The sequence below is a fragment of the Lysinibacillus sp. FSL R7-0073 genome (genome assembly GCF_038009065.1).
GTDB lineage: Bacteria > Bacillota > Bacilli > Bacillales_A > Planococcaceae > Lysinibacillus > Lysinibacillus fusiformis.
On sequence record NZ_JBBPAS010000001.1, the window covers coordinates 4,275,847 to 4,301,788 of the forward strand.

Sequence of the window (25,942 nt, forward strand, 5' to 3'; positions counted from 1 at the left end):
TCTTTTCTTTGGCATAGTTTTTGCATTATGTACTATGTTAAGTATTTTTTATAGTAGAGGTGGAACTATGCTAAATAAATCTATGATTGTATGCCGTTGTGAAGAAATTAGTTACGATGAATTAGTTGAAAGTGCATCAAAATATAAGTGTTCTGCACGAGAACTGAAATTAAGAACGCGTGCAGGTATGGGCTATTGTGGCGGTCGTACATGCCGTACTATGGTAGATACTATTGCCAATCTTCATTGTCCTCGTAAAAATAATGAGGTTTCATTAAAACATCAAGCCCCTATTCGACCAGTACGATTCTCCGATTTAGGGGAGGTTAAATGATGACAGAACGTATATTAAACCATCCCATTTTAGGGGACTTAATACAAAGAGAAAAAGTGACCTTTACTTTTAACGAGCATGAGTTTGAGGGTTACAAAGGTGAGTCCCTAGCTGCTGCCTTGCTAGCACAAGGAATACGCACTTTACGTTTGCACGAAGAAACTGGGCAGCCTCGAGGCATTTATTGTAATATTGGACATTGTTATGAATGCCGGGTCAATGTAAATGGCTTAGAGGGGGAACGAGCATGCTTAACCCCACTCTCAGATGGGATGGTTGTAAAAAGTGGACAGATACTTCCTACGACAGTAAGAGACTGGAGGAAGAATTATGAACAATAAAGTAGTTATTATTGGAGCTGGTCCTGCTGGACTTGCGGCGGCTATTACATTAGCGGAAAAAAATATTGAAGTCCTTGTTATCGATGAATATTTATATGCGGGAGGGCGATTACTGGGACAACTATATGAAGAGAAGCCAGGAACATGGTGGAATGGTATTGTAGAATCTGAACGTTTATTAGAACGAGCTAAAGCAGTCCATGTTGAATTTTTATTACAAACAAGTGTATCAGACTTAGAAAAAATAGATCGAACGTGGATCATCCATACAACCAAAGGTGTATTTCGTACCCAACATCTGCTATTAGCTACTGGAGCTGCCGAATCGCCTTTTCCAATTCCAGGTTGGACACTACCAGGGGTAATGTCTGTTGGAGCAGCACAAGTTATGACAAATGTGCATCGTGTGAAGCCAGGTAAACGTGGCGTCATTGTCGGAGTTAATGTACTTTCTTCAGCGATTGCGATGGAATTACAATTAGCAGGTGTTCAAGTAGCCGCTATTACATTACCCCCTGCTACCTTGTTAACAGAAGGTAATAGCCATCCTTTAGAAGTTATGAACTCATTATTGCATGTAGCTCATATGGCTCCCTCGCCCTTTGTAAAAATGGGTAGCAAATTCATGAAAAATGACTTTATGAAAAAGCTCGGTATTACCTTTTATCCCAAAAATGGTGTGAAAATGTGGGATATCCCTATTATGTTGAGGAAAGCGGTTATTGAAATCGTAGGTAAAAATCAGGTCGAAGGGGTCGTTTTAGCAACAGTGAATACAGACGGCTCTATTGTGAAAGGTAGCGAACAACGTATTAAAGCAGATTTTATTTGTATCGCTGGTGGCCTTTACCCTCTAGCAGAGCTTGCTTCTTTAGCAGGTTGTCCATTTCATTATATCGAACAATTAGGAGGGTTCATTCCTTTACATAATGAACAAATGGAAACTAATTTAGAGGGATTGTATGTAGCTGGAAATATTACGGGTATTGAAGGAGCCAAGGTAGCATTAGCGCAGGGAGAGGTTGCTGCCCTTACGATTGCTCAACGCCTCAATGGAGGAGCATCCAATCATGATATTAAGCTTGCCATCCAAGCTGTTGAAAAAACAAGAGCCATTGCACATATTCAATTTCATCCAGAAATTTTAGCTGGCCGTCAGCAGATGAAACAAATTTGGAATGAATCTGTTGGGTCTTTTACTATTCATTAAAAAAAAACATCTGAAAGTGTAAAAGTCTTTTTCTCGTCTTCATGAGTAAAAGGCTTTTTTTGCTTTATGGCATAAAACATGCAATACATATGATGAGCTTAACATGCATGAAGGGAGGTTTTAGCTATTTAAACATTCATCTAAACTAAAGCTGTATCCACACTGCGATTATATTGCAGTGACAGGATGAGTGCTGATGATGTATAGTACACAATTTTTAAAGTGGGAATTATGGGGTTTTGATTTAAGAAAACAAGGGGGAAACATCTATGGAGACAATCGTTAATACAATGGTCGATTATATTTGGGGAAATACACTTGTATACTTAGCATTAGGGGTAGGTCTTTATTTTACCGTCCTAACAAAAGCTGTTCAATTTCGTTATATTCCTGAGATGATTCGATTATTACGTGAACGTAAAGAGTCAAAAGAAGGAATTTCATCGTTCCAAGCTTTTTGTATGGCATTGTCTGGACGGGTTGGTGTTGGTAATATCGCAGGAGTGGCTACGGCAATTGCTGCTGGTGGACCAGGTGCAGTATTTTGGATGGGTTTTATGGCATTTCTAGGGGGTGCAAGTGCATTTATTGAATCAACACTTGCCCAATTATATAAAGAAAAGGCTGATGATCAGTATCGCGGTGGTTCGCCATACTATATCGAAAAGGGTTTGAGACTAAAGGGTTTTGCTATATTTGTTGCGTTTGTTATCTGTCTTTCATATGGTGTTCTAGTGCCAGGAATACAGGCGAACACAATTGCCACCTCATTTAATACAGCTTTTCATATTCCGCCCTTTATAACAGGTGCCCTAATTGTTATTCTTTTGGGATTAATCATATTCGGTGGTGTAAAACGTATAGCACGTGTTGCAGATAAAGTTGTTCCTATTATGGCACTTGCCTACGTAATTTTAACACTCATCATATTAGGAGCGAATGTAAGTGAAATTCCAGGTATGGTTAAACTTATACTGACAAGTGCCTTTGGTACGAATGCAATTTTTGGAGGTATAGTGGGGACAGCAATCGCCTGGGGTGTAAGACGCTCGGTATTTTCAAACGTAGCTGGGGCAGGAGAAGCAACATTTAGTTCTGCTGCTGCTGAAGTATCTCATCCGGCTAAACAAGGTTTAGTTCAAGGGTTTTCCATCTATATTGATACAATCATTGTCTGTACGGCTACAGCTTTAATGATTCTCATAACAGGTATGTATAATGTAACCCCTCCTGGAACAACGACACCGTTAGTTGAAAATATCCCGGGCGTTGTAGCAGGTACTGCATATACTCAAGCAGCAGTATCTACAGTATTCAAAGATTTTGGAAGTGGATTCGTAGCTATAGCGATATTCCTCTTCGCATTCACTACTTTAATGGCATATTACTATATTGCAGAGACAACTATTGTTTATTTAGATAAAAAGCTTCGCTTCCCGTTTTTAAAATTAGTATTAAAAGTGATCTTCTTACTAGTTGTTTATGTTGGAAGTGTTCAATCTGTCAGTCTTATGTGGGGACTTGGAGATATTGGATTTGGGAGTATGAGTTATTTGAACTTTATTGCTATTGTTTTATTAACCAAACCAGCCATTCGAGTTTTACAAGATTATGATCGTCAAAAAAAGGCTGGCCTCGATCCTATTTTTGATCCAAGAGAAGCCGGAATTAAAAATGCCGAGTTCTGGATAGATTATAGCAATATGCATAAAAGGAATGAATAGAAATAAAAAAACAGTCAGCTGTGTGCTGACTGTTTTTATGTGCCTAGCGACGTCCTACTCTCACAGGGGGAAGCCCCCAACTACCATCGGCGCTAAAGAGCTTAACTTCCGTGTTCGGTATGGGAACGGGTGTGACCTCTTTGCCATCATCACTAGACTATAGTCGGCTTTCAATATACATCGCATTTCTTCGTCAGCTTCTGTCGTTCAGTCAGTCACGTACTTGAGTACGCTCCTTCCCTCTCTCCATTGCTTCCTCGAACTACTCGTATCTTGAAACCCTTCATAAAAGAAATTGTTCTTTCAAAACTGGATAAACGGTTCATTGAAGGTTTCAAACTTTTTTTGGTTAAGTCCTCGATCGATTAGTATTCGTCAGCTCCATGTGTCACCACACTTCCACCTCGAACCTATCTACCTCATCGTCTTTGAGGGATCTTACTTACTTGCGTAATGGGAAATCTCATCTTGAGGGGGGCTTCATGCTTAGATGCTTTCAGCACTTATCCCGTCCACACATAGCTACCCAGCGATGCCTTTGGCAAGACAACTGGTACACCAGCGGTGTGTCCATCCCGGTCCTCTCGTACTAAGGACAGCTCCTCTCAAATTTCCTACGCCCACGACGGATAGGGACCGAACTGTCTCACGACGTTCTGAACCCAGCTCGCGTACCGCTTTAATGGGCGAACAGCCCAACCCTTGGGACCGACTACAGCCCCAGGATGCGATGAGCCGACATCGAGGTGCCAAACCTCCCCGTCGATGTGGACTCTTGGGGGAGATAAGCCTGTTATCCCCGGGGTAGCTTTTATCCGTTGAGCGATGGCCCTTCCATGCGGAACCACCGGATCACTAAGCCCGTCTTTCGACCCTGCTCGACTTGTAGGTCTCGCAGTCAAGCTCCCTTGTGCCTTTACACTCTACGAATGATTTCCAACCATTCTGAGGGAACCTTTGGGCGCCTCCGTTACCTTTTAGGAGGCGACCGCCCCAGTCAAACTGTCCGCCTGACACTGTCTCCTGCCCCGCTAAGGGGCATGGGTTAGAATTTCAATACAACCAGGGTAGTATCCCACCGACGCCTCCTTCGAAGCTGGCGCTCCGAGATCTCTGGCTCCTACCTATCCTGTACAAGTTGTACCAAAATTCAATATCAGGCTACAGTAAAGCTCCACGGGGTCTTTCCGTCCTGTCGCGGGTAACCTGCATCTTCACAGGTACTATAATTTCACCGAGTCTCTCGTTGAGACAGTGCCCAGATCGTTACGCCTTTCGTGCGGGTCGGAACTTACCCGACAAGGAATTTCGCTACCTTAGGACCGTTATAGTTACGGCCGCCGTTTACTGGGGCTTCAATTCGCAGCTTCGCTTGCGCTAACCACTCCTCTTAACCTTCCAGCACCGGGCAGGCGTCAGCCCCTATACGTCACCTTACGGTTTTGCAGAGACCTGTGTTTTTGCTAAACAGTCGCCTGGGCCTATTCACTGCGGCTCTCATGCGCTTGCACGCTCAAGAGCACCCCTTCTCCCGAAGTTACGGGGTCATTTTGCCGAGTTCCTTAACGAGAGTTCTCTCGCACACCTTAGGATTCTCTCCTCGACTACCTGTGTCGGTTTGCGGTACGGGCACCTCTCACCTCGATAGAGGCTTTTCTTGGCAGTGTGAAATCAGGAACTTCGTCCATACGGACTCGCCATCACAGCTCAACGTTACAGTGTGCGGATTTGCCTACACACACGCCTTACTGCTTGGACGCGCATAACCAACAGCGCGCTTACCCTATCCTACTGCGTCCCCCCATTTCTCAAACGGTGAGGAGGTGGTACAGGAATATCAACCTGTTGTCCATCGCCTACGCCTATCGGCCTCGGCTTAGGTCCCGACTAACCCTGAGCGGACGAGCCTTCCTCAGGAAACCTTAGTCATACGGTGGACGGGATTCTCACCCGTCTTTCGCTACTCATACCGGCATTCTCACTTCTAAGCGCTCCACCAGTCCTTCCGGTCTGACTTCAACGCACTTAGAACGCTCTCCTACCACTGACATCGTAGATGTCAATCCACAGCTTCGGTGAATCGTTTAGCCCCGATACATTTTCGGCGCAGCGTCACTCGACCAGTGAGCTATTACGCACTCTTTAAATGATGGCTGCTTCTAAGCCAACATCCTGGTTGTCTGTGCAACGCCACATCCTTTTCCACTTAACGATTACTTTGGGACCTTAGCTGGTGGTCTGGGCTGTTTCCCTTTTGACTACGGATCTTATCACTCGCAGTCTGACTCCCGTGTATAAATATCTGGCATTCGGAGTTTGTCTGAATTCGGTAAACCGGGATGGCCCCCTAGTCCAAACAGTGCTCTACCTCCAGTATTCTCATCACGAGGCTAGCCCTAAAGCTATTTCGGAGAGAACCAGCTATCTCCAAGTTCGATTGGAATTTCTCCGCTACCCACACCTCATCCCCGCACTTTTCAACGTGCGTGGGTTCGGGCCTCCAGTAAGTGTTACCTTACCTTCACCCTGGACATGGGTAGATCACCTGGTTTCGGGTCTACGACCACGTACTATTTCGCCCTATTCAGACTCGCTTTCGCTGCGGCTCCGCCTTCTAAAGCTTAACCTCGCACGTAATCGTAACTCGCCGGTTCATTCTACAAAAGGCACGCTATCACCCATTAACGGGCTCTAACTACTTGTAGGCACACGGTTTCAGGATCTCTTTCACTCCCCTTCCGGGGTGCTTTTCACCTTTCCCTCACGGTACTGGTTCACTATCGGTCACTAGGTAGTATTTAGCCTTGGGAGATGGTCCTCCCGGATTCCGACGGAATTTCACGTGTTCCGCCGTACTCAGGATCCACTCAGGAGAGAACGAACTTTCGACTACAGGGCTTTTACCTGCTCTGGCGGACCTTTCCAAGTCGCTTCATCTAACTCGCTCTTTTGTAACTCCGTATTGAGTGTCCTACAACCCCAAGAGGCAAGCCTCTTGGTTTGGGCTCTTCCCGTTTCGCTCGCCGCTACTCAGGGAATCGATTTTTCTTTCTCTTCCTCCAGGTACTTAGATGTTTCAGTTCCCTGGGTCTGCCTTCAAGACGCTATGTATTCACGTCAAGATACTACGCGATTAAACGTAGTGGGTTCCCCCATTCGGAAATCTCCGGATCAAAGCTCACTTACAGCTCCCCGAAGCATATCGGTGTTAGTGCCGTCCTTCTTCGGCTCCTAGTGCCAAGGCATTCGCCGTGCGCCCTTAATAACTTAACCTATCAGCTTTCAATACACATCACATTTCGTTGTCAGCTTCACTCGTTCATTCAGTCACGTACTGAAGTACGCTCCTTCATTTACTCGATTGCTTCCTAGAACTGCTCGTGTCTTGAAACCTTTTAATGTTATTAAGCCTATAAAAAAACTTAAAAAAATAAATGTGTTTGTTACTATTTCAATGTCGTTTTATCCAGTTTTCAAAGAACAAGTTTTGAAGTATTTCATTCAGAAAGAATGAACCTTCAAAACTGAACGCAAAACGTAATCTTACAAACCCTAGGTTTGTATTCCGAAAAAAATCCTTAGAAAGGAGGTGATCCAGCCGCACCTTCCGATACGGCTACCTTGTTACGACTTCACCCCAATCATCTATCCCACCTTCGGCGGCTGGCTCCAAAAGGTTACCTCACCGACTTCGGGTGTTACAAACTCTCGTGGTGTGACGGGCGGTGTGTACAAGGCCCGGGAACGTATTCACCGCGGCATGCTGATCCGCGATTACTAGCGATTCCGGCTTCATGTAGGCGAGTTGCAGCCTACAATCCGAACTGAGAACGACTTTATCGGATTAGCTCCCTCTCGCGAGTTGGCAACCGTTTGTATCGTCCATTGTAGCACGTGTGTAGCCCAGGTCATAAGGGGCATGATGATTTGACGTCATCCCCACCTTCCTCCGGTTTGTCACCGGCAGTCACCTTAGAGTGCCCAACTAAATGATGGCAACTAAGATCAAGGGTTGCGCTCGTTGCGGGACTTAACCCAACATCTCACGACACGAGCTGACGACAACCATGCACCACCTGTCACCGTTGCCCCCGAAGGGGAAACCATATCTCTACAGTGGTCAACGGGATGTCAAGACCTGGTAAGGTTCTTCGCGTTGCTTCGAATTAAACCACATGCTCCACCGCTTGTGCGGGCCCCCGTCAATTCCTTTGAGTTTCAGTCTTGCGACCGTACTCCCCAGGCGGAGTGCTTAATGCGTTAGCTGCAGCACTAAGGGGCGGAAACCCCCTAACACTTAGCACTCATCGTTTACGGCGTGGACTACCAGGGTATCTAATCCTGTTTGCTCCCCACGCTTTCGCGCCTCAGTGTCAGTTACAGACCAGATAGTCGCCTTCGCCACTGGTGTTCCTCCAAATCTCTACGCATTTCACCGCTACACTTGGAATTCCACTATCCTCTTCTGCACTCAAGTCTCCCAGTTTCCAATGACCCTCCACGGTTGAGCCGTGGGCTTTCACATCAGACTTAAGAAACCACCTGCGCGCGCTTTACGCCCAATAATTCCGGACAACGCTTGCCACCTACGTATTACCGCGGCTGCTGGCACGTAGTTAGCCGTGGCTTTCTAATAAGGTACCGTCAAGGTACAGCCAGTTACTACTGTACTTGTTCTTCCCTTACAACAGAGTTTTACGAACCGAAATCCTTCTTCACTCACGCGGCGTTGCTCCATCAGGCTTTCGCCCATTGTGGAAGATTCCCTACTGCTGCCTCCCGTAGGAGTCTGGGCCGTGTCTCAGTCCCAGTGTGGCCGATCACCCTCTCAGGTCGGCTACGCATCGTCGCCTTGGTGAGCCGTTACCTCACCAACTAGCTAATGCGCCGCGGGCCCATCCTATAGCGACAGCCGAAACCGTCTTTCAGTGTTTCACCATGAGGTGAAACAGATTATTCGGTATTAGCCCCGGTTTCCCGGAGTTATCCCAAACTATAAGGTAGGTTGCCCACGTGTTACTCACCCGTCCGCCGCTAACGTCAAAGGAGCAAGCTCCTTCTCTGTTCGCTCGACTTGCATGTATTAGGCACGCCGCCAGCGTTCGTCCTGAGCCAGGATCAAACTCTCCATAAAAGAAATTTGATTAGCTCAAATTGTTTTGCTGGCATCAATTTTGATGTCCAAAATTTTGTTTTGTTCACTAGCAAGCTAGCTACTAAAAACTTTATTGATTACGTTTTGCTTGTTCAGTTTTCAAGGTTCATAACGTTGTCGAATCAGACAACTATTAAATCTTATCAAACAACCAATAGGTTGTCAACACTTTTTTTGGAGCGGGTGATGAGAATCGAACTCACGACATCAGCTTGGAAGGCTGAGGTTTTACCATTAAACTACACCCGCATTATTTTAATGAAAATATGGCGCGCCCGGCAGGAGTCGAACCCACAACCTTCTGATCCGTAGTCAGACGCTCTATCCAATTGAGCTACGGGCGCATATAAATTAATTGACTTTGGTGCGGCCGAGAGGACTTGAACCTCCACGGGGTTGCCCCCACTAGGCCCTCAACCTAGCGCGTCTGCCGTTCCGCCACGACCGCATTCGATTAGTAACTTTCTTATTATACTATACGTCAATAGAAAGTCAACCTTTTTCTTAAAAGAGATGAGCCATGAAGGACTCGAACCTTCGACCCTCTGATTAAAAGTCAGATGCTCTACCAACTGAGCTAATGGCTCAAATTAAGAAATGAATGGCTGGGGTACTAGGATTCGAACCTAGGCATGACGGAATCAAAATCCGTTGCCTTACCGCTTGGCTATACCCCAATAAGTGGCGGTCCCGACCGGGATCGAACCGGCGATCTCCTGCGTGACAGGCAGGCATGTTAACCGCTACACCACGGGACCAATATTATTTGCAAAGTAAATTATGAAAATGACCCCTACGGGATTCGAACCCGTGTTACCGCCGTGAAAGGGCGGTGTCTTAACCACTTGACCAAGGGGCCATGGCTCCGAAGGCAGGACTCGAACCTGCGACAACCTGATTAACAGTCAGGTGCTACTACCAACTGAGCTACTTCGGAATAATGAGTGTTATATTGTCGTCGTTATCTTGTCGACTTTTACTATTATAGGGATAACTCAACAATACGTCAATCTTTTTTTAATATTTTTTTACTCTAATAATTTAAGCCTGCCCAAACACTTGCTACAACAGTACTTTTCAACATTCATTTTAATTTTTCTTATATATAATTGCTGGCAATTAATACATGTATATGTGTAGCGTCGTTGTTTTTTAATAGATGATCTAGAAGTATGTAACGCTGAACAGAAACGAGGTGCCTTTACTTTTTTTAATAGTTCCCTGAATTCTTTATCCCGATGCTGATATCCCTTACCTTCAATATGTAAATGGTAATGACACAGTTCATGAAGTACAATGCCTTGAATTTCTTTAATACCATATAACTCAAAGGCTTTTGGATTGATCTCAATATTGTGCGTTTGTAAAAGATATCGACCGCCCGTTGAACGTAATCTTCCATTAAAGTAAGCCTGGTGTATAAATGGCTTTTGAAACTTTTCCAAAGAAATTCGACATACAAGCTGTTGTAGTTCCTCATTGTCCAACTTAATCACCTCCAACAACAAGAATACCACACTGTGTAGTATGCACAGCGTGGTAAAAATTTATTACTCAATCTATTAATTGATTTTTAGGAGGGAGCATTGTTAAAGAAATCCGCCCTTTACTAACATCAATCTGTTCTACCCAAACTGTTACAATATCTCCTAACGCCACAACTTCTAATGGATGTTTAATACGTTTATTTTGAAGTTTTGAAATGTGCACAAGTCCATCTTGCTTCACACCAATATCAACAAAAGCTCCAAAGTCTACTACATTTCGCACAGTTCCCTGTAGCTCCATACCAACTTTTAAATCTTCCATTTTCAATACATCTGTTTTCAGCGATGGCTGTGGGAACGCATCACGTGGATCACGGCTTGGCTTCATCAAAGTATCTACAATATCTTGAATTGTTACAACACCAATCTCTAGTATTCCACTTAATTGTTGAATATCCAAAGCAGCAATAGCTTCTTCTGCTTTCTTCGTTCCAAGTTCTTTTTTATCGATCTTTGCCTCTGCTAAAATCCGTTCTGCAAGATGATAGCTTTCAGGGTGGATACCAGTAGCATCAAATGGATTTTTCGCCTCAGAGATACGTAAGAAACCAATGGCTTGTTCATAAGTTTTCGCACCTAATCTTGGAATTTTCTTTAATTGCACACGGGTAGTGAATTGACCATTTTCTTCTCGAACCTTCACGATATTCTCTGCAACTGTTTTAGACAAACCAGAAACGTATTGTAAAAGTGATGAAGAGGCCGTGTTTACATCAACTCCCACTTGGTTAACAGCTGTTTCTACTATAAATGTTAATGATTCATTTAATTTTTTTTGAGATACATCATGCTGATACTGCCCCACTCCAACTGCTTTTGGTTCAATCTTCACTAGCTCTGATAAAGGATCTTGTAAACGTCGGGCAATTGACACGGCACTTCGTTGCTCAACCTGTAAATCAGGGAATTCAGTCCGAGCAATATCCGATGCTGAGTACACAGATGCTCCCGCTTCATTAACAATAACGTAGGCTATGTCAGTAGTTAGCTCGTTTAATACATCTACAATGAATTGTTCTGTTTCACGGGAGGCTGTCCCATTACCAATAGCAATTATACTTATTGGGTATTTTGCTAAGATTGCTTTTACAACAGCTTTCGATTTTGCCACATCTGGTTTAGGTGGATGTGGATAAATAGCGGTAACCTCTAGCATTTTCCCAGTTTCATCAACAACTGCTAATTTACAACCTGTACGATAAGCTGGGTCAACACCCAAGACATATTTGCCTTTCATAGGCGGCTGTAATAGTAGATTACGTAAGTTTGCAGAGAAAATATGAATAGCCTGAGTTTCTGCTTTTTCAGTAAGCTCATTACGTATTTCTCTTTCTATAGAAGGTTGAATTAAACGCTTGTACGAATCCTCGATAGCTAGCTTCACTTCAGCAATAGCAGGAGATGTTCCCGTTGCTGGTATCCATTCTTTCCACATGATCATCAATACGCGATCCATCGGAACATGAATCGAAACTTTTAAAACATCTTCTTTTTCCCCACGATTTATCGCTAAAATACGATGCGGAACAATTCGATTAACAGGTTCCTCATACTCGTAGTACATTTCAAATACATTTTTCTCGTCTATTTCTGCATTTTTCACACTCGTTACAAGTACGCCATCTTTCAATGAATACGTACGAATTTTCTCACGAATAGCAGCATCATCAGCAAAGCGTTCTGCTAAAATATCTCTCGCTCCTGCTAACGCGTCTTCAGCATTGGCTACTTGATCATTATCGACAAATTTAATAGCTAGTTGCTCTAATGTATCGTGACTAAAAGCTACTAAAAGATCTGCCAGCGGTTCTAAGCCCTTTTCTTTTGCAATGGTAGCCTTAGTACGTCGCTTTTGCTTGTAAGGTCTATATAAATCCTCTACACGCTGTAGAACTGTTGCTGAAAGAATAGATTTTTCTAATTCTGGTGTAAGCTTTTCTTGCTCTTGGATTAATCGAATAACCTCTTCTTTACGCTGTTCGAGCTGCTGTATGTAGTGATAACGATCCTCTACAGCTTTAATTTGCACCTCATCCAGAGATCCCGTTACTTCTTTTCGATAACGCGCAATAAACGGAACTGTATTTCCCTCTTCTAATAATTTAATAACAGCATCAACTTGCCCTGGTTTAACCGCTACATCTTTTGCAATGAGCTGTAACATTTGCTTTTGTTCCACATCATCACTACCTTTTTCTTTTCATTTTACCATTACACTTTACTAAAAATGCAAAAAAATAGTCTACTCAAACGAATATGAGTAGACTATTTTCAAACATTTAAAAGGTGTTTAGTATGATTCACAGCACACCCATTGATGGATTAGAGCGACACACTGCCACTTGCTAGAATAGCCTCTTGTAATTTCTTGATTGCTTTTCTTTGTATTCTAGATACATGCATTTGAGAAATTCCTAATTGTTCTCCAGCTTCTTTTTGACTTAGTTGCTCTAAATATGTAAGCTGAATGATTTGTTTTTCTCTTTCATTCAAAACAACCATTGCCTCTGAAACAATCATTCGTTTATCAGTCATTTCATAGCCATCGTCTTCCCTACCCAAAATATCGAATAGTGTAACGGTGCTACCATCTGAGTCTGACTCTATTGAATGATCCATAGAAAGCGCTTGATAACTACGGCTCATTTCCATAGCCTCTAATACTTCTTCCTCCGCTACCTCTAAACGCTCTGCAATTTCTTGAATGGATGGAGAACGCTGCAATTCAATAGTCAGCGCCTCCACTGTTGATTTGATTCTCGGCCCTATTTCTTTTATGCGTCTAGGCACATGAACATCCCATGTTTTATCACGTAAAAAGCGCTTGATTTCTCCAACAATTGTTGGTACAGCAAATGCTTCAAAACTACGGCCAACATTTGGATCAAAACGTCTGATTGCACCTAATAAACCCAGCATCCCTACTTGAACAATATCATCATAATAAGATTTACCATTCGAATATTTGCGTGCTATTGATTCAACTAGATACCGATAATGAATCACTAAATTCGTTTGCGCTTCATCATCCTCCGTTGATTGGTACAATTCAATCCACTTTAATACATCTTCCTTGGATGAAGATTTATGTAGTGATTCTTTCGACATTTTTTTCCACCTGCTCCCTAGTGACATACTTTGTCATAAAGACAGTTACGCCACCATCGTTATTGATCATCACCTCATCCATCAAAGTTTCCATTAAATAAAGTCCTAACCCACCTTCTCTTAGCCCTGCAATATTTTCCTCAGGATGGTACGGTCCAATCTTAGTCTTAATCTCCTCAAAATTAAAACTATTACCGTAGTCAGCAATCATCAATTCCATTTTATTGTCGTATAACGCACATCCGATGACGATTTCACCTTCTTCATCTTCTTTATAAGCGTGATGCACGACATTAGTGACAGCCTCACTTGCAGCAATTTTTAAGTCTTCGATATCATCATAATTAAAACCAATCCTGCTTGCTAAGCCAGAGACAGTTAACCGAATAACACTGACAAATTGCGGTTTAGCAGGAACTCTAATTTCAATATAGTCAAATTCCTTCATTATCTTAATTCCACCTTTTTATCAGTTTCGATATCCATCAAATCACTCAGTCCTGTAATTTCAAACAATCTTTGTAATCTAGTCGATAAACCAACGAGCTTCACTTTGCCATTTTCACGTAATGTTCTTTTATAAAAGGCAACAAAAATCCCGAGCCCTGTACTATCCATGTAATTTACCTTTGATAAATCAAGTTCAATTTCCAATCCTTCTGTAATCTTTACAGCTTCCAATTCTTCACGTAATCCTGATGCCGTAAACGTATCAATTTCACCTTCAACAAAGCCAAATAATTTATGATCAATTTCTTTAAAATGTATTGTAACGTCCATATAGCACACCTCCACCATATTTGTTAGACTATTTTCTGTTCCCTGTTTCATTAAAACGTAAACCTATTTTTTTAAAATAACTACAGTAAAATCATCGGTCAATTTAAAATTCTGTACTTTCTCTATCTCTCTATATAGAAGCAGACACAATTGTTGAGCTGATAAATACTTATTTTCTTTTATGAGTGCTGAAATAATTTCTCTTGAATTTAAGTCATCCTGCCCTCTAAATTCTGTTACTCCATCGGTCATCATGATGATCAAATCATCTTCTTCTAAAACAAGTTCATGAAAAGTATATTTGGTTTCGGACAACACTCCTAGTAATAAGCCTTTAGCTTCTAAAGAAACAAATTCATCTTGCTTGGCTCTATAATGCAAAGCCGGCTCATGTCCTGCAGAAGCATAGGAAAATATGTTTTGGCGAATATCTAAGCAGCCGTAGAACATAGAAACAAACATACTATCATCAACACCTTTTTCTATTACCCTATTAATGACTTCTAAAACATACGAAGGATCTTTATAGGCATAACCCAATGTCTCAAGTCCATATTTAACCATAGACATACATAAGGCAGCAGGTACTCCCTTTCCTACAACATCTGTAACTGCCATACTTAAATACTCTTCTCCATCATGAAAAAAATGAACATAATCACCATTCATTTTACGAATAGGAATAGAAATCATTCCTATATCAATACTTTGTAGCTTGGGCACATATGACTTTAATAAGGTCTTTTGAATATTAGTCGCAATTCTCATTTCCAATTCATACTCAGCCTGTTTTTGAAGTAAACTTTGATGCTCCCGATGTGCCATACCATAATGCACCATAACTTCAATAAGAAAATCATACGCTGGCTGCGATTCACCCATTCGATTAGGAAATATTGCTTCTACAGCATTTTTATGAATACTAACAACATCCTCCGGGGCTATACTTTTTTGAATTAATTGACGTGTGAAATTTTGAGCAATATATAAATTTTTTTCTGTTTGATTCAACATATAATCTGACAATATTTTTTTATACTGAGCTTCTAATTGTTTCAATTTCTTCACGTCCTAACGCAGCCATTTTTCGGTCCTTATTGTTGTACCCTCTCCAATGACAGATTGGATGTGTAAGCTGTCCATTAATCGCTTAACCCCTGGAAGGCCAGCACCTAGCCCTCCCGAAGTAGAATAACCATCCTCTGTTACTTTACGAATATCCTTAATTCCAGGTCCTTGATCAGTTGCAATAACTACTATTTTCTTTTCAGTATTTGTCTCAATTCTTTCAATTTCAATCATACCTATACTCGCATATAAATAAATATTTCTTGCTAATTCACTAATAGCTGTGGTTATACGAGCTTGATCAACAGTGCCAAATCCAAGTGCCTTTGCCTCATTACGCCCCAGTTGTCTTGCTGCAATAATATCCCCCTCTGTAATAATTTCAACCGAAGACTTACTTGTCACTGCTGTCCCCCCATTCCCTTACCCTTTTACTTTTAATCGACATACTACACACAAACTATATAGAATTTATAAATGGAATATTCTATGTATATCTTCATATACCTTTAAGAATTTTTTCAATAATCTATTTTTATTAAAAATCTTGTGTATATCTTAAATCTTTTTTTATTATTTATCAAATACGTCTTAGCATAATGATGATGAGATTTTTGCTAACTTAAACATTTCAACATATTTCCTATGTTGGAATGACATAAGAATTTCAAATTATACAAAATAACTGAAGGAATAGAAAAGACAAAAAAGCATCGAGATATCAGTTATCTCGATGCTTTCTATACATATATGTATATCAAAATTTAACCAGACCTAAACTAATCATCAACGCACCATCAACTTTTTCCATCACAGCATGGTCAAGTTGTGTAATACGATCTGTTAATCTTGACTTATCAATTGTCCGCACTTGTTCTAGCAAAATAACCGAATCACGTTCAAAACCATACTTTTCAGCATTGATTTCAACGTGTGTCGGTAACTTTGCCTTTTGAATCTGTGCAGTGATAGCCGCGATGATGACAGTCGGACTAAATCGATTGCCAATATCATTTTGAATAATCAGCACCGGCCTAGTACCCCCTTGTTCAGAGCCTACTACCGGTGATAAATCTGCAAAAAAAACGTCACCACGTTTTACATTCAAAGTGTCATCCCCCGCTTACGAGACGCTCCACCATATGTTGTGCTTCATATTCTGCATGCAAGCATTCACTCGCGATCATTAAATTAATATGAGACATTTCAACATATCCTTTAATCATAGCTTCCCGTATTTGATTTGGTTGCTCCTGCATTAAATTTTTGCGCGCTAAAGAACGCACAAAAGATTCACCTTCAATTACTTCCTTTGTTTGTAGAAATAGTCTGTCTTGAACAGCAATTGTAGCTTCTCTTAACTTTTTTTCGTACACAGCAAGCACCTCCAACGGAACCATACACTTTTCATTACTTCCCATTCTATCATTGAAAGATATTGTTGAAAAGACATGAAATGACAAAATATCTGACAATTTGAAGTACAAATTGTAAAAATATGTTGGCTGTCGAAGGTATATGACGAATAATTATTATTGCAACTTATTACCAATTATGTTTCATCTACCATTTGGAAAAGAAATAAGTTCTCCAGTGCTTATTAATTAACCAAATTCTTCATACTGGCATAAATTGAAAGCTAAAATATATCGGCATAAGTGTGTTCATTAAAAGTATATTCTAGGAACTCTTGCTGTGATCATGCATGGTATTTCATAATTAATGGTTTCAAGCTTAGTTGCCCATTCATCGATGGAAATCCTATTCTGTCCTTGTTGGCCAATAAGTGTTACCTTCTCACCTATAGCATATGCTTTTGGTAGGGCAACCATACATTGGTCCATACAAATTCGTCCAACAATCGGTATTCTCTGTCCATCAATTAAAGCCTCTTGTCCACCCAACTTACGAATAACACCATCTGCGTAGCCTATGGGAATCGTTCCAATCCACATATCAGTTGGCGCAACATATGTAGCTCCATAGCCTACAGATTCACCTTTTTTTATTTCCTTCACATGAACAAGTTCACTTTCGAGTGAAAATGCAGGATGTAAGGCAAAAGGTAAGATACTCTCCACATAGGAGGACGGTGATAAACCATACATCGAAATCCCATATCTAACAGCATCATACTGCAAGTTAGAATTCTTTACTAACGAAGCTGCTGTATTAGATGCATGAACAAGTGGCGGCTTTATCGGCAATGCTGCTAAACAGCTTTCAAAAAATTGTACTTGCTGATCAAAATAAGTTGTATCTTTCTCATCTGCTGTTGCAAAGTGCGTAAATATTCCGTTCAACTCTACATTATCAGTAGACTCAATTGTTTGATACAATGCTAACAAATCCTGCTCAGAGCGAATGCCAATTCTACCCATACCACTATCTATTTTTATATGTAGTTGTAAAGGAAGGTCTTCATTAGCTATAAGTGGTGCTACTTGCCGTACCCACTCAATTCCATACACAGTAAGCATAATACGCTGTTGAGCTGCGAAAGGAGCAAAGGAAACTGGAGATGCACCTAATATTAGTATGTCTGGGTCTTCAAAATGTGCTCGAATATGTAATGCTTCATCAGGCGTTGCCACTGCAAGTATTGTGGCACCAGCCTCAAGAGCTGCCTGTGCTACGGCTACATCTCCATGACCATATGCATTCGCCTTTACTACAGCAATTATTTGAACATTAGGTCGTATAAATTTTTTTAAATTTTTGACGTTTTGTTGGATTGCTTGTAAATTTATCATTGCTTTCGTTGGTCGAAAATATTGCTGTGTCTTCATAAGAATACCCTCTTTATTTTTAATTAAAACATTATGTATTACATACATATTTTTTATTTAGCTTGTACAATTATACGTTTATTAGTCCTGAAACGTTTACTTTATAGACAATCACTTAACATTTTCTAACCCAGGAATTTTTATATTGTCAATAAGCTACAGCTTTCCTGAACTAGAAAGCTGTAGCAGAAAAGTTACTTCATACTACCTATCGTCATGGATGTAGCAACTTCAATCATTTCTTCACGCGTTAGTTTACTGGAAGCTACAAAGAATTCAACACCATCTTTTTCCCAACTAATCGAAGTATCTGTAATCGCACCTATTGTAAATCCTAAATCAACTGGATCACCAGGCGAAGATACTGGTAACATAGAGTTTTCCTTTGTCACTGGCTGTTGCATAACTGTAAAGGCTTTTTCTCCTTCAAATGTTAGGATAACGCGTTCCATACCACTTTCTTGAACGACTTTTTCATTCGCCAATTGTGCCCAATTCAATACTGGGTAGCTAGTTTGGAACTCTTGATACTCTACCTCTGCACCAACTGCTTCTTTGTCATCTTTGTCTTCGTTACCATCTTTCTCTGCTGGTGTAGCTTGTTCACCTTTAGTGTTATCTTTATCTGTAAATTGCTCAACTGCATACTCTTTGGCAGCATGCTGCACACCTAATTTAATTTTCTTAAATGTAATTCGAATTTGTTCTTCTTTCACATCATTCATAATGACAACAGAAGTAGGTAGTAAAGTTTTCTTATCTACTGTAATTACTTGATGAGGCATACTGTTTTTATAGCTATTTCTAGTAGCCGCTTCAAATATATATGCTTTTTCTTCCTCTTTCATGACAAGATTTTTATCTTCTGCTAAATCTTCTGCTAGAGCTCCTATTAGATAAGCTTGACTATTCTTCTTTGGCCAATCACTTTGGAATTTATACATTTTGTTTAATGTTGGTGTCACAACAAATACGCCATCCGCATTACGCACAATCATTTGAGAAACATCTTTTCCACTTTCCATAACTTCTACCCGATAGAAATCAGGTTTAGTATGCCATACTGTTACATTATAATTTCTAGGCTCCCCACCAGATTTAATCTCCATCGTAGCATTTAATTCATAGCCATTTGTCTCTCCCCATTTACCATTCACTTTCTTCAACACTTTTTCCTGTGAGGCTGCACCACATGCCGACAGAAGTAATATCGTACAAAATAAGACGAGCCATTTAACTATTCGGTTGCCCACGCTTTCACCCTTTCTTCTTTCAAATCCACTACGACAATATATGAACCGTATTTGTCAGTTATGTCATTTGTAGAAAAGGCAATATATTTAAATTTACTGGCCAACCTTTTTAGACAACTTCATCCCTATTCTAATAAGATTACTTGAGCAGCTGCATATTGCTTGGAATGCGTAATACTAACAAAACCATTGGCAAGTTGCTCCTTAAAATATAAAACAGGATTTCCAGCCTCTCCCCGTAATATCTCCATATCATGTAGTTTACATTGTTCCCCAATGCCAGTACCCATCGCTTTCGAAAATGCTTCTTTCGCAGCAAATCGTCCTGCTAAGAATTCTATTTTACGAGTTTCTGAGTAACCATCAAATAATTTTTTTTCCCTTGTTGTTAATATGCGGTCTTTAAATTTATCTGTACGCTTCATCGCTTTTTCAATACGGTCCATTTCTACAATATCAAGACCAATTCCCTTAATCATGTTACCTTCTCCTTTACCTATTTCCAACAAGGCATGTATAATAATTGTAAATTGAGGTGGAGCCATGTTTAGTAGAACAGAAAATTTTAAGCAATATACAAAGTATTACCCTGTTGTGTCAACGTTAATAGCAATCAATTTAATTCTTTATGTATTGTCTCTTTTACCCGGTGTAGGAAATCTTTTGTGGAATTACGGAATTCAAGCGAATTTCCTGGTTCAAAAAGGTGAGTGGTGGCGTGTATTCTCTGCTATGTTTTTACATGCAGGATTTATGCATATGTTTTTTAATATGTTTTCCTTATATCTCTTTGGACCAGAGCTTGAAAAAATTGCAGGTAAAGCCCGTTTTATTACAATTTATTTAGTATCGGGTATTGTAGGCAACATGGCAACCTACATATTCTATGATAGTAGTTATGCGAGTCTTGGTGCAAGTGGGGCTATTTTTGGAATTTTTGGTGCTTTTGGGGCATTAGTGTATTATACCCGTAGAACAATGCCAATGCTTCGTAAGCTTATTTTACCAATCATCATTATCAGTGTCATTATGACTTTTCTTCAACCGAATGTAAACGTTTTTGCACATTTAGGTGGGCTAGTAACTGGATTCATTCTAGGGCTCATTTATTTACATCCAAAAAGAATTTTAAGTTGGCGCAAACAAAAAATGTCGGGTAGACCATAATTTAAGAGAGGAGCAGCACCATGGGTTATAATTAGATCCCATGGCACTGCTCCTCTTTATACGAACCCCTTTTTATAAGGCGACCGTAGCTTCATTGGTCATCTTGATTTTTTTCCATTCTGCTGCCGTTATACCATAAACCACTTGGTCTACATGATGATCATACAGCCACTCTGCATCCCTTAATCGCCCTTCTTCATGAAAGCCCAACACTTTTGGAATCGTACGGCTACGAATATTTCCGACCGCTACCCGTACTTCAATACGATGTAACTTCAAGTAATGAAAGGCATAGTCAATTAATGCTTTCATTGAATTTGTTACAAGCCCTTTACCAACAAACTCATTCCCTAACCAATAGCCAATGCTTGTCCATTTATGTTGCCAGTTGATTTGATGATACCCAATGACACCCGCGAGCTGTCCGTCATAGTAAATCCCTGCCTGTATCCCATTGTTATCCGCATATTGTTGCATAGCTTTTTTTACAAATACCTCGGTATCTTTAACTGTTTGAACACCATCTACAAAAGGTAACCATTCGCGTAATGTATCCCTTGAACGATCAGTCAATGCAAATAAATCATGAACATCACTTAAATCCAATAATTTCAAATAAGCGTCTTCATTAATATTATATTTAAACATAGTCCCCACCCCTTTTGTTCTATTTATTTTATTATAAACCTCATTACCAAATATTTGTATGTAAAAAAGCTAATTCTTCCATAAAATTGAAAGAATTAGCTGTACATTAATGTTCATACCAAGATAATATCGTTTCAGCATCTTGTTGTTCCAAACTTGAAACACTACCCGTTGTACCGGATGCTCCGGACATGACAGTCGCTTTTATAGACATAACGTTTTTTCTTTTTTGAAAATACGATTGTGTACTTCCCATCGATTGTATACGTTTTTTCTCCACTATCAATGTTATTCGACTGAATACTCTATATTGTAAAGCCAGTTGTTTTCCATCAATCTGATAGCCTGCTGTTTTATGCTGCCAAACCCCTAGTAGTATCGTTAATGGAATTAATAGCAATGACAATAAACCATACGGATAAAAGAAATAACTACATGCACCAATAATAGGGACAAGCCAAATAAAATCTATGCGATAAAAGAAAGGCCTTGCTTTTTTAGGTGATCGAGTAAAGGAAGGATTCCAATTCATATCTGGGAAAAGATCCTCTAATGTCTGCATACAATCTTGTTTCTTAATGAGTGGAAATAAGGTGATTTTTTTATCCTTCCCCTCTTCACCATTACCTCCAGCACTCTCAACAACAACCGTTGCAAATCCTGTTAATTGACGCACTGGATTTTCAACAATACGAATAGCTTGGATTCGGTTTAATGGTAAGGTTATACGCTTTTTCTCTAAAAGTCCTTTAGTTATGATCAGCTTATCTTCTTCGATACGGACTGTATAATCATAGTAATTAATCAGGGTAATAAGGACAGAAACAACCCAGGCTACTATTAAAATTAACATAACCGATATCGCTATTATAAAGGCCCCGACTTTCACAAAATCAGCCAACTCATGGAAAACAGTTTCATAAGGAATAATATCTGAAAACTGAGAGGCGATAGCAGCAAGACCAGATAACACAACACCAATCCCACCAGAAGTTGTGGCTAACACTAATAAGTCACGTATGGACATCTGGTAAATAGTTGGCGCAGAAATTGAAATTGAATCGTCTACGACCTCCGTCTGTTCAGCATGTTGTTGGTTTACTACTTCATTTTTGGCACGACGCATTTCTAATTCAATAACATCTGCCGCTTCTTTACGAATTGCAGTAAGTTCTACTTCCGGCTTGCCACCTTTACTCCCTGCTGTTTCTACCTGAACTTTGACTAATCCAAAAATACGGTGAAAAATTCCTTCATTATAGTTCAAACTTTGAATACGTTCAAACGGAATATAACGCTTTTTTTTAACAAACAATCCATATTTGATACGGAGTTCTCCATCCTCAAACCAATAAACAAATGTCCGCCATTTTATAATGCCCCCAATCAATGCAAGGAGTGCAGCTACTCCCCATACACCAAAGAGTAAAATGGTATCAAAAAAATGATCACTACGGAAATTTAATGAAAAATTAAAGCCATTCGTTATGATAATGATCGCAATAGGTAATATCATACTTTTTAATGCCTTGACGCTCGTAATTACTGCTGATATAGGATGTAAACGATTAATCTCCTTAGACATCATCTTCCGCCACCCTTGCTAATTCAGAGATACGAGCACGAAGTGAATCTGCTTCGTCCATGATAAGTGCAGGAATTGTATGTACGGTTGCTGCCGTTGATATGGAGATGTTACCTAAATCATATTTCTTTAAAATCGGTCCCTGTGTCGTATCAACATGTTGAACACGAACCATTGGTATGAGCGTACGTTTTACTACAAATAAGCCATGTTGAACTTCAATTTCATGTTCCCGTACCTCATATCGCCATCGTTCCCATCTAATTTTAGGAAAAATAAAAACTGATAGTACAGCACTTAATACTACAATTGCTCCAGCTATGTAGTAAATAAACGTTGGCCATTCAAAATAATAAGTACCACAGCTTACGATCACTGCTGCAATTAATAGCACCACTGTTTGTATGACACCATATAAACGCCATACAGTTAACCCTTTACGGGAAATTTGATGCACTGGTTGAGCTCTCATTGTCGTTCCCCCTCTTTTCTATATTAGGTTATACGGAATTAATGACCGTTTTGTTTCAACTATATACGAAAAAAAACCTTACAGCCAGTATGACTGCAAGGTTTAAACACTTACGAAAATTAATCTTCGTGGCGTCGAGGAGAACGAGAACGGCCTTGACCTTGTCCACCTTCACGACGGCCTCCCTCACGGCGACCACCTTCACGACGACTGCTACTATTACGGCGATCTCCACCACGAGAGTCACGACGTCCCCCGTAGTTACGATTATTACCACCGCGACCACGATCACCACCGCCACGATTACTGCTAGAGCGTTCACGACGCATTGGTAATGGACGTTCTTCTGAAATTGTTACCGGTGTATCATCTGGCTCTTTCGTTAATGAGCGAAGAGCAGCTGCTACAACATCAATTGCCTCATGATTATCAAGTACTTCTGACGCAAGTGTACGGTAATCACCTAAGTTGTTATTAGCAATTAGACCTTCAAGAGTATCAAGAGCTAATCGTTGTTGACCTACTAATGCTTCATCTGTTGTTGGCGGACGAAGTGGAGTCATACGTTTTTTCGTAGTTTCTTCTACGATACGTAAGTAACCCATTTCACGTGGCGTTACAAACGTAACAGCAAGACCTGACTTACCTGCACGACCAGTACGACCAATACGGTGAACATAAGATTCAGGGTCTTGCGGGATATCAAAGTTGTATACGTGTGTGACACCAGAAATATCAAGACCACGTGCCGCTACATCCGTCGCAACAAGGATATCAATTTTATTTTCTTTAAATTGACGCAATACAGAAATTCGCTTAGCTTGGCTTAAATCACCATGAATACCTTCAGCAAGGTAGCCACGAATTGATAGAGCTTGTGCTAGCTCATCTACACGACGTTTTGTACGGCCAAAGATAATAGCAAGTTCTGGTTGGTGAACATTTAATAAACGAGATAAAACATCGAATTTTTCACGTTCAGCAGATTTCACGAAATATTGATCAATATTATCAACAGTTAATTCTTTTGCTTTAATTTTTACGATTTCTGGATCACGCATAAATGTCTCCGCAATTTTACGAATTGCTGGCGGCATTGTTGCTGAGAACAGAAGTGTTTGACGTTCAGTTGGAACGTTTTCTAGGATGGAATTAATATCATCGATAAAGCCCATATTTAACATTTCATCTGCTTCATCCAGTACTAATGTTTGCACATCTTCTAATTTTAACGTACGACGATTAATATGGTCAATAATACGTCCTGGCGTACCAACAATGATTTGAGGTCTATTTTTCAGTGCACGGATTTGACGGCCAATTTCTTGTCCACCGTAAACTGATAATAATTTCACACGTTTATCATAGCCAATCTTGTAAAGCTCTTCAGATACTTGAATAGCTAATTCACGAGTTGGAGCAATAACCAATGCTTGGATATTAGGGTTTTTTGGGTCAATTTTTTCAATTAGTGGAATCCCGAATGCGGCAGTTTTACCAGTACCCGTTTGCGCTTGACCTAATACATCGCGGCCTTCAATAGCAAAACGAATAGTACCTTCTTGGATTGGTGTTGCTTCTTCAAATCCCATACGCTTTACAGAGCGTAATGTAGATTCGCTAATATTTAATTCTGAAAAATTTGTCAAACTTCTCAATCTCCTTTTTTTCCTTTTAAGTTGACAAATGGTTACATTTTCAGATGAAGTTGTCGGCAAATTCGAGCCTGTGTAGTGGAACGTTTCCGTTACTTAAAAATTCTCTCTACATGATCGTTCATATAGAGCTCTCTTATATGAAAAGGAAAGCCCGGTCTTTACCGAGCGGTTCGATTCTGTCGTAATTATTCACTTTAGAATAAAACCGTTGTGTTCAAAAAAAAGTACTCTTCAACCAAATATGAAGAGTCTTCGCACAAAATGTATCCATTGCTTACACTAGTCTAACATGGCTTTCATACGTATGCAACGATAACGCATGAGTCGTAATAATCTGACTACTTCAAGTATTCTTTAAAAACAGCAAAACCCGCGGAAACCAATCGGAGCAATCTTCCTCAAGACATATATGATGCCTTCCGTTATCAGAAAAATACAAAATTTTATTAGTAGAAGCCAACTCATCATAAAGAAATTGTGCTGTGTTAAATGGCACAATTCCATCCTGTTTCCCTTGCACAATAAAGACAGGAATTTGGATATGCTGATAATACGGTTCCACAATTCGAACCAATTTCATAAATTCAATTGTTGAAGCTAATGGCACATTATTAAACTTATGTCGATAACGTAAAAACAGCTCATTATTCGTTAAATTATGATGATATGCATCTGTAGCAAGCAGTTTGAAATCAATGACTAGTTGCTTGGGACTAATATATTTTGCAGCAGCACTCAATAATACTAGCTTTTTTACCTTATAACGTTTTGCCAAATATAAAGCTATAATGCCCCCCATTGAAAATCCAACAACGATGATCTCATCTACTTTTTTAGCTAATGACCGTATGGCTAGCTCTGCATCCATTAACCAGTGCTTTGCAGTAAATCCATCCATATGCAAGGCTTCACCGTGCCCCGATAATGTTGGTTCTACAATGAGCCAATCTGTATGCATCCGTAAGTATGTTGTAAACGGCTCCATCTCATAGGGACCACCTGAAAACCCATGTATACATAGTACACCTATTGACAAATCCCTCACCTCGTTTAACAAAGAAACCTCTTAAATAAGTGAATCGGTGAGCATTTTATCCCACCGA

At 40.3% G+C, this 25,942-nt stretch carries 22 protein-coding genes, 8 tRNA genes and 3 rRNA genes; 5 read left to right on the forward strand and 28 right to left on the reverse strand.

Annotation, left to right across the window (positions count from 1 at the left end):
• The first annotated feature begins 67 nt into the window (after nt 1–67).
• The 4 genes from MKY88_RS21445 to MKY88_RS21460 all read left to right on the forward strand — a co-directional run bounded on the left by MKY88_RS21445 (nt 68) and on the right by MKY88_RS21460 (nt 3,609).
• Nucleotides 68–334: a (2Fe-2S)-binding protein gene (locus tag MKY88_RS21445; protein WP_340814673.1), complete on the forward strand. Its 267-nt coding sequence runs from the start codon at nt 68–70 to the stop codon at nt 332–334.
• The gene (locus MKY88_RS21450) at nt 334–675 is read left to right on the forward strand and encodes a (2Fe-2S)-binding protein (protein ID WP_340814852.1); all 342 of its coding nucleotides are present in this window, start codon (nt 334–336) and stop codon (nt 673–675) included. The genes MKY88_RS21445 and MKY88_RS21450 overlap by 1 nt, the downstream gene beginning before the upstream one ends.
• Nucleotides 665–1,885, forward strand: coding sequence for an NAD(P)/FAD-dependent oxidoreductase (locus tag MKY88_RS21455; protein WP_193833222.1), 1,221 nt, complete (start codon nt 665–667; stop codon nt 1,883–1,885). The genes MKY88_RS21450 and MKY88_RS21455 overlap by 11 nt, the downstream gene beginning before the upstream one ends.
• 269 nt (nt 1,886–2,154) lie before the next feature.
• The gene (locus MKY88_RS21460; RefSeq protein ID WP_340814675.1) at nt 2,155–3,609 is read left to right on the forward strand and encodes an alanine/glycine:cation symporter family protein; all 1,455 of its coding nucleotides are present in this window, start codon (nt 2,155–2,157) and stop codon (nt 3,607–3,609) included.
• Nucleotides 3,610–3,650: 41 nt separating this feature from the next.
• Here MKY88_RS21460 and rrf read toward each other — a convergent pair.
• The 23 genes from rrf to acpS all read right to left on the reverse strand — a co-directional run bounded on the left by rrf (nt 3,651) and on the right by acpS (nt 19,788).
• A 5S ribosomal RNA gene (rrf, locus tag MKY88_RS21465) occupies nt 3,651–3,766 on the reverse strand.
• 188 nt (nt 3,767–3,954) lie between these two features.
• A 23S ribosomal RNA gene (locus MKY88_RS21470) occupies nt 3,955–6,882 on the reverse strand.
• A gap of 309 nt (nt 6,883–7,191) precedes the next feature.
• Nucleotides 7,192–8,743 (reverse strand): 16S ribosomal RNA (locus tag MKY88_RS21475).
• The 16S, 23S and 5S rRNA genes sit together here with 8 tRNA genes alongside, the layout of an rRNA operon.
• Before the next feature lie 196 nt (nt 8,744–8,939).
• Nucleotides 8,940–9,013, reverse strand: a tRNA-Gly gene (locus tag MKY88_RS21480).
• 18 nt (nt 9,014–9,031) lie between these two features.
• A tRNA-Arg gene (locus tag MKY88_RS21485) sits at nt 9,032–9,108 on the reverse strand.
• 18 nt (nt 9,109–9,126) lie between these two features.
• Nucleotides 9,127–9,212, reverse strand: a tRNA-Leu gene (locus MKY88_RS21490).
• A 66-nt stretch (nt 9,213–9,278) separates the two neighbouring features.
• Nucleotides 9,279–9,351: transfer RNA gene (locus MKY88_RS21495), tRNA-Lys, on the reverse strand.
• Between the two features lie 15 nt (nt 9,352–9,366).
• Nucleotides 9,367–9,441, reverse strand: a tRNA-Gln gene (locus MKY88_RS21500).
• 5 nt (nt 9,442–9,446) lie between these two features.
• Nucleotides 9,447–9,522 (reverse strand) — tRNA-Asp (locus MKY88_RS21505).
• Between the two features lie 29 nt (nt 9,523–9,551).
• Nucleotides 9,552–9,623 (reverse strand) — tRNA-Glu (locus tag MKY88_RS21510).
• A gap of 1 nt (nt 9,624) precedes the next feature.
• Nucleotides 9,625–9,701 (reverse strand) — tRNA-Asn (locus MKY88_RS21515).
• A gap of 91 nt (nt 9,702–9,792) precedes the next feature.
• Nucleotides 9,793–10,251: a SprT family protein gene (locus tag MKY88_RS21520; protein WP_340814677.1), complete on the reverse strand. Its 459-nt coding sequence runs from the start codon at nt 10,249–10,251 to the stop codon at nt 9,793–9,795.
• 67 nt (nt 10,252–10,318) lie between these two features.
• The gene (locus MKY88_RS21525) at nt 10,319–12,490 is read right to left on the reverse strand and encodes a Tex family protein (protein WP_340814679.1); all 2,172 of its coding nucleotides are present in this window, start codon (nt 12,488–12,490) and stop codon (nt 10,319–10,321) included.
• A 143-nt stretch (nt 12,491–12,633) separates the two neighbouring features.
• A complete protein-coding gene (gene sigB / locus MKY88_RS21530) occupies nt 12,634–13,419 on the reverse strand; it encodes an RNA polymerase sigma factor SigB (protein WP_025114282.1) in 786 nt (261 codons plus the stop codon).
• On the reverse strand, nt 13,397–13,867 hold the full coding sequence (rsbW, locus tag MKY88_RS21535) for an anti-sigma B factor RsbW (protein ID WP_008177047.1): 471 nt from the start codon (nt 13,865–13,867) through the stop codon (nt 13,397–13,399). The genes sigB and rsbW overlap by 23 nt, the downstream gene beginning before the upstream one ends.
• Entirely contained in the window at nt 13,867–14,199 is a 333-nt protein-coding gene (locus tag MKY88_RS21540; RefSeq protein WP_025114281.1) for an STAS domain-containing protein, read from the reverse strand. Before MKY88_RS21540 ends, rsbW begins: the two co-directional genes overlap by 1 nt.
• Nucleotides 14,200–14,262: 63 nt before the next feature.
• Entirely contained in the window at nt 14,263–15,213 is a 951-nt protein-coding gene (locus MKY88_RS21545) for a SpoIIE family protein phosphatase (protein WP_232540779.1), read from the reverse strand.
• A 57-nt stretch (nt 15,214–15,270) separates the two neighbouring features.
• Nucleotides 15,271–15,672, reverse strand: coding sequence for an anti-sigma regulatory factor (locus MKY88_RS21550; RefSeq protein WP_193833228.1), 402 nt, complete (start codon nt 15,670–15,672; stop codon nt 15,271–15,273).
• 352 nt (nt 15,673–16,024) lie between these two features.
• Nucleotides 16,025–16,375 carry a type II toxin-antitoxin system PemK/MazF family toxin gene (locus MKY88_RS21555; RefSeq protein WP_008177055.1) on the reverse strand — a complete coding sequence of 117 codons (351 nt, stop codon included), beginning with the start codon at nt 16,373–16,375 and terminating at the stop codon, nt 16,025–16,027.
• A 4-nt stretch (nt 16,376–16,379) separates the two neighbouring features.
• Nucleotides 16,380–16,643 carry a hypothetical protein gene (locus tag MKY88_RS21560; protein ID WP_036121020.1) on the reverse strand — a complete coding sequence of 88 codons (264 nt, stop codon included), beginning with the start codon at nt 16,641–16,643 and terminating at the stop codon, nt 16,380–16,382.
• A 291-nt stretch (nt 16,644–16,934) separates the two neighbouring features.
• A complete protein-coding gene (gene alr / locus MKY88_RS21565) occupies nt 16,935–18,056 on the reverse strand; it encodes an alanine racemase (protein WP_340814685.1) in 1,122 nt (373 codons plus the stop codon).
• A 194-nt stretch (nt 18,057–18,250) separates the two neighbouring features.
• Nucleotides 18,251–19,309, reverse strand: coding sequence for a LolA family protein (locus MKY88_RS21570; RefSeq protein ID WP_069482822.1), 1,059 nt, complete (start codon nt 19,307–19,309; stop codon nt 18,251–18,253).
• 125 nt (nt 19,310–19,434) lie between these two features.
• Nucleotides 19,435–19,788: a holo-ACP synthase gene (gene acpS / locus MKY88_RS21575; protein ID WP_328204811.1), complete on the reverse strand. Its 354-nt coding sequence runs from the start codon at nt 19,786–19,788 to the stop codon at nt 19,435–19,437.
• A gap of 64 nt (nt 19,789–19,852) precedes the next feature.
• Here acpS and MKY88_RS21580 point away from each other — a divergent pair, with 64 nt between their 5' ends.
• Nucleotides 19,853–20,476 (forward strand): rhomboid family intramembrane serine protease, encoded by a 624-nt coding sequence (locus tag MKY88_RS21580; protein ID WP_328204813.1) that lies wholly within the window; start codon nt 19,853–19,855, stop codon nt 20,474–20,476.
• Between the two features lie 72 nt (nt 20,477–20,548).
• Here the strand turns inward: MKY88_RS21580 and MKY88_RS21585 are convergent, their stop codons facing one another.
• From MKY88_RS21585 to MKY88_RS21605, 5 genes are all read right to left on the reverse strand, one after another.
• On the reverse strand, nt 20,549–21,124 hold the full coding sequence (locus MKY88_RS21585) for a GNAT family N-acetyltransferase (RefSeq protein ID WP_193833231.1): 576 nt from the start codon (nt 21,122–21,124) through the stop codon (nt 20,549–20,551).
• Between the two features lie 106 nt (nt 21,125–21,230).
• Nucleotides 21,231–22,709 (reverse strand): PH domain-containing protein, encoded by a 1,479-nt coding sequence (locus MKY88_RS21590; RefSeq protein WP_328205072.1) that lies wholly within the window; start codon nt 22,707–22,709, stop codon nt 21,231–21,233.
• On the reverse strand, nt 22,702–23,181 hold the full coding sequence (locus tag MKY88_RS21595) for a PH domain-containing protein (RefSeq protein WP_193833233.1): 480 nt from the start codon (nt 23,179–23,181) through the stop codon (nt 22,702–22,704). The genes MKY88_RS21590 and MKY88_RS21595 overlap by 8 nt, the downstream gene beginning before the upstream one ends.
• Before the next feature lie 119 nt (nt 23,182–23,300).
• Nucleotides 23,301–24,830 (reverse strand): DEAD/DEAH box helicase, encoded by a 1,530-nt coding sequence (locus MKY88_RS21600; protein WP_328204816.1) that lies wholly within the window; start codon nt 24,828–24,830, stop codon nt 23,301–23,303.
• A 352-nt stretch (nt 24,831–25,182) separates the two neighbouring features.
• A complete protein-coding gene (locus tag MKY88_RS21605; protein WP_328204818.1) occupies nt 25,183–25,875 on the reverse strand; it encodes an alpha/beta hydrolase in 693 nt (230 codons plus the stop codon).
• Nucleotides 25,876–25,942 lie beyond the last annotated feature (67 nt).

What these genes read in the sequence shown, in the direction of transcription:
- MKY88_RS21450 (WP_340814852.1), top strand. Translation starts at nt 334, where the DNA reads ATGACAGAACGTATATTAAACCATCCCATTTTAGGGGACTTAATACAA.
- rsbW (WP_008177047.1), bottom strand. Translation starts at nt 13,867, where the DNA reads ATGAAGGAATTTGACTATATTGAAATTAGAGTTCCTGCTAAACCGCAA.
- acpS (WP_328204811.1), bottom strand. Translation starts at nt 19,788, where the DNA reads ATGATTAAGGGAATTGGTCTTGATATTGTAGAAATGGACCGTATTGAA.
- MKY88_RS21585 (WP_193833231.1), bottom strand. Translation starts at nt 21,124, where the DNA reads ATGTTTAAATATAATATTAATGAAGACGCTTATTTGAAATTATTGGAT.
- MKY88_RS21590 (WP_328205072.1), bottom strand. Translation starts at nt 22,709, where the DNA reads ATGTCTAAGGAGATTAATCGTTTACATCCTATATCAGCAGTAATTACG.
- sigB (WP_025114282.1), bottom strand. Translation starts at nt 13,419, where the DNA reads ATGTCGAAAGAATCACTACATAAATCTTCATCCAAGGAAGATGTATTA.
- MKY88_RS21455 (WP_193833222.1), top strand. Translation starts at nt 665, where the DNA reads ATGAACAATAAAGTAGTTATTATTGGAGCTGGTCCTGCTGGACTTGCG.
- MKY88_RS21580 (WP_328204813.1), top strand. Translation starts at nt 19,853, where the DNA reads ATGTTTAGTAGAACAGAAAATTTTAAGCAATATACAAAGTATTACCCT.
- MKY88_RS21595 (WP_193833233.1), bottom strand. Translation starts at nt 23,181, where the DNA reads ATGAGAGCTCAACCAGTGCATCAAATTTCCCGTAAAGGGTTAACTGTA.
- MKY88_RS21460 (WP_340814675.1), top strand. Translation starts at nt 2,155, where the DNA reads ATGGAGACAATCGTTAATACAATGGTCGATTATATTTGGGGAAATACA.
- MKY88_RS21545 (WP_232540779.1), bottom strand. Translation starts at nt 15,213, where the DNA reads ATGTTGAATCAAACAGAAAAAAATTTATATATTGCTCAAAATTTCACA.
- MKY88_RS21540 (WP_025114281.1), bottom strand. Translation starts at nt 14,199, where the DNA reads ATGGACGTTACAATACATTTTAAAGAAATTGATCATAAATTATTTGGC.
- MKY88_RS21445 (WP_340814673.1), top strand. Translation starts at nt 68, where the DNA reads ATGCTAAATAAATCTATGATTGTATGCCGTTGTGAAGAAATTAGTTAC.
- alr (WP_340814685.1), bottom strand. Translation starts at nt 18,056, where the DNA reads ATGAAGACACAGCAATATTTTCGACCAACGAAAGCAATGATAAATTTA.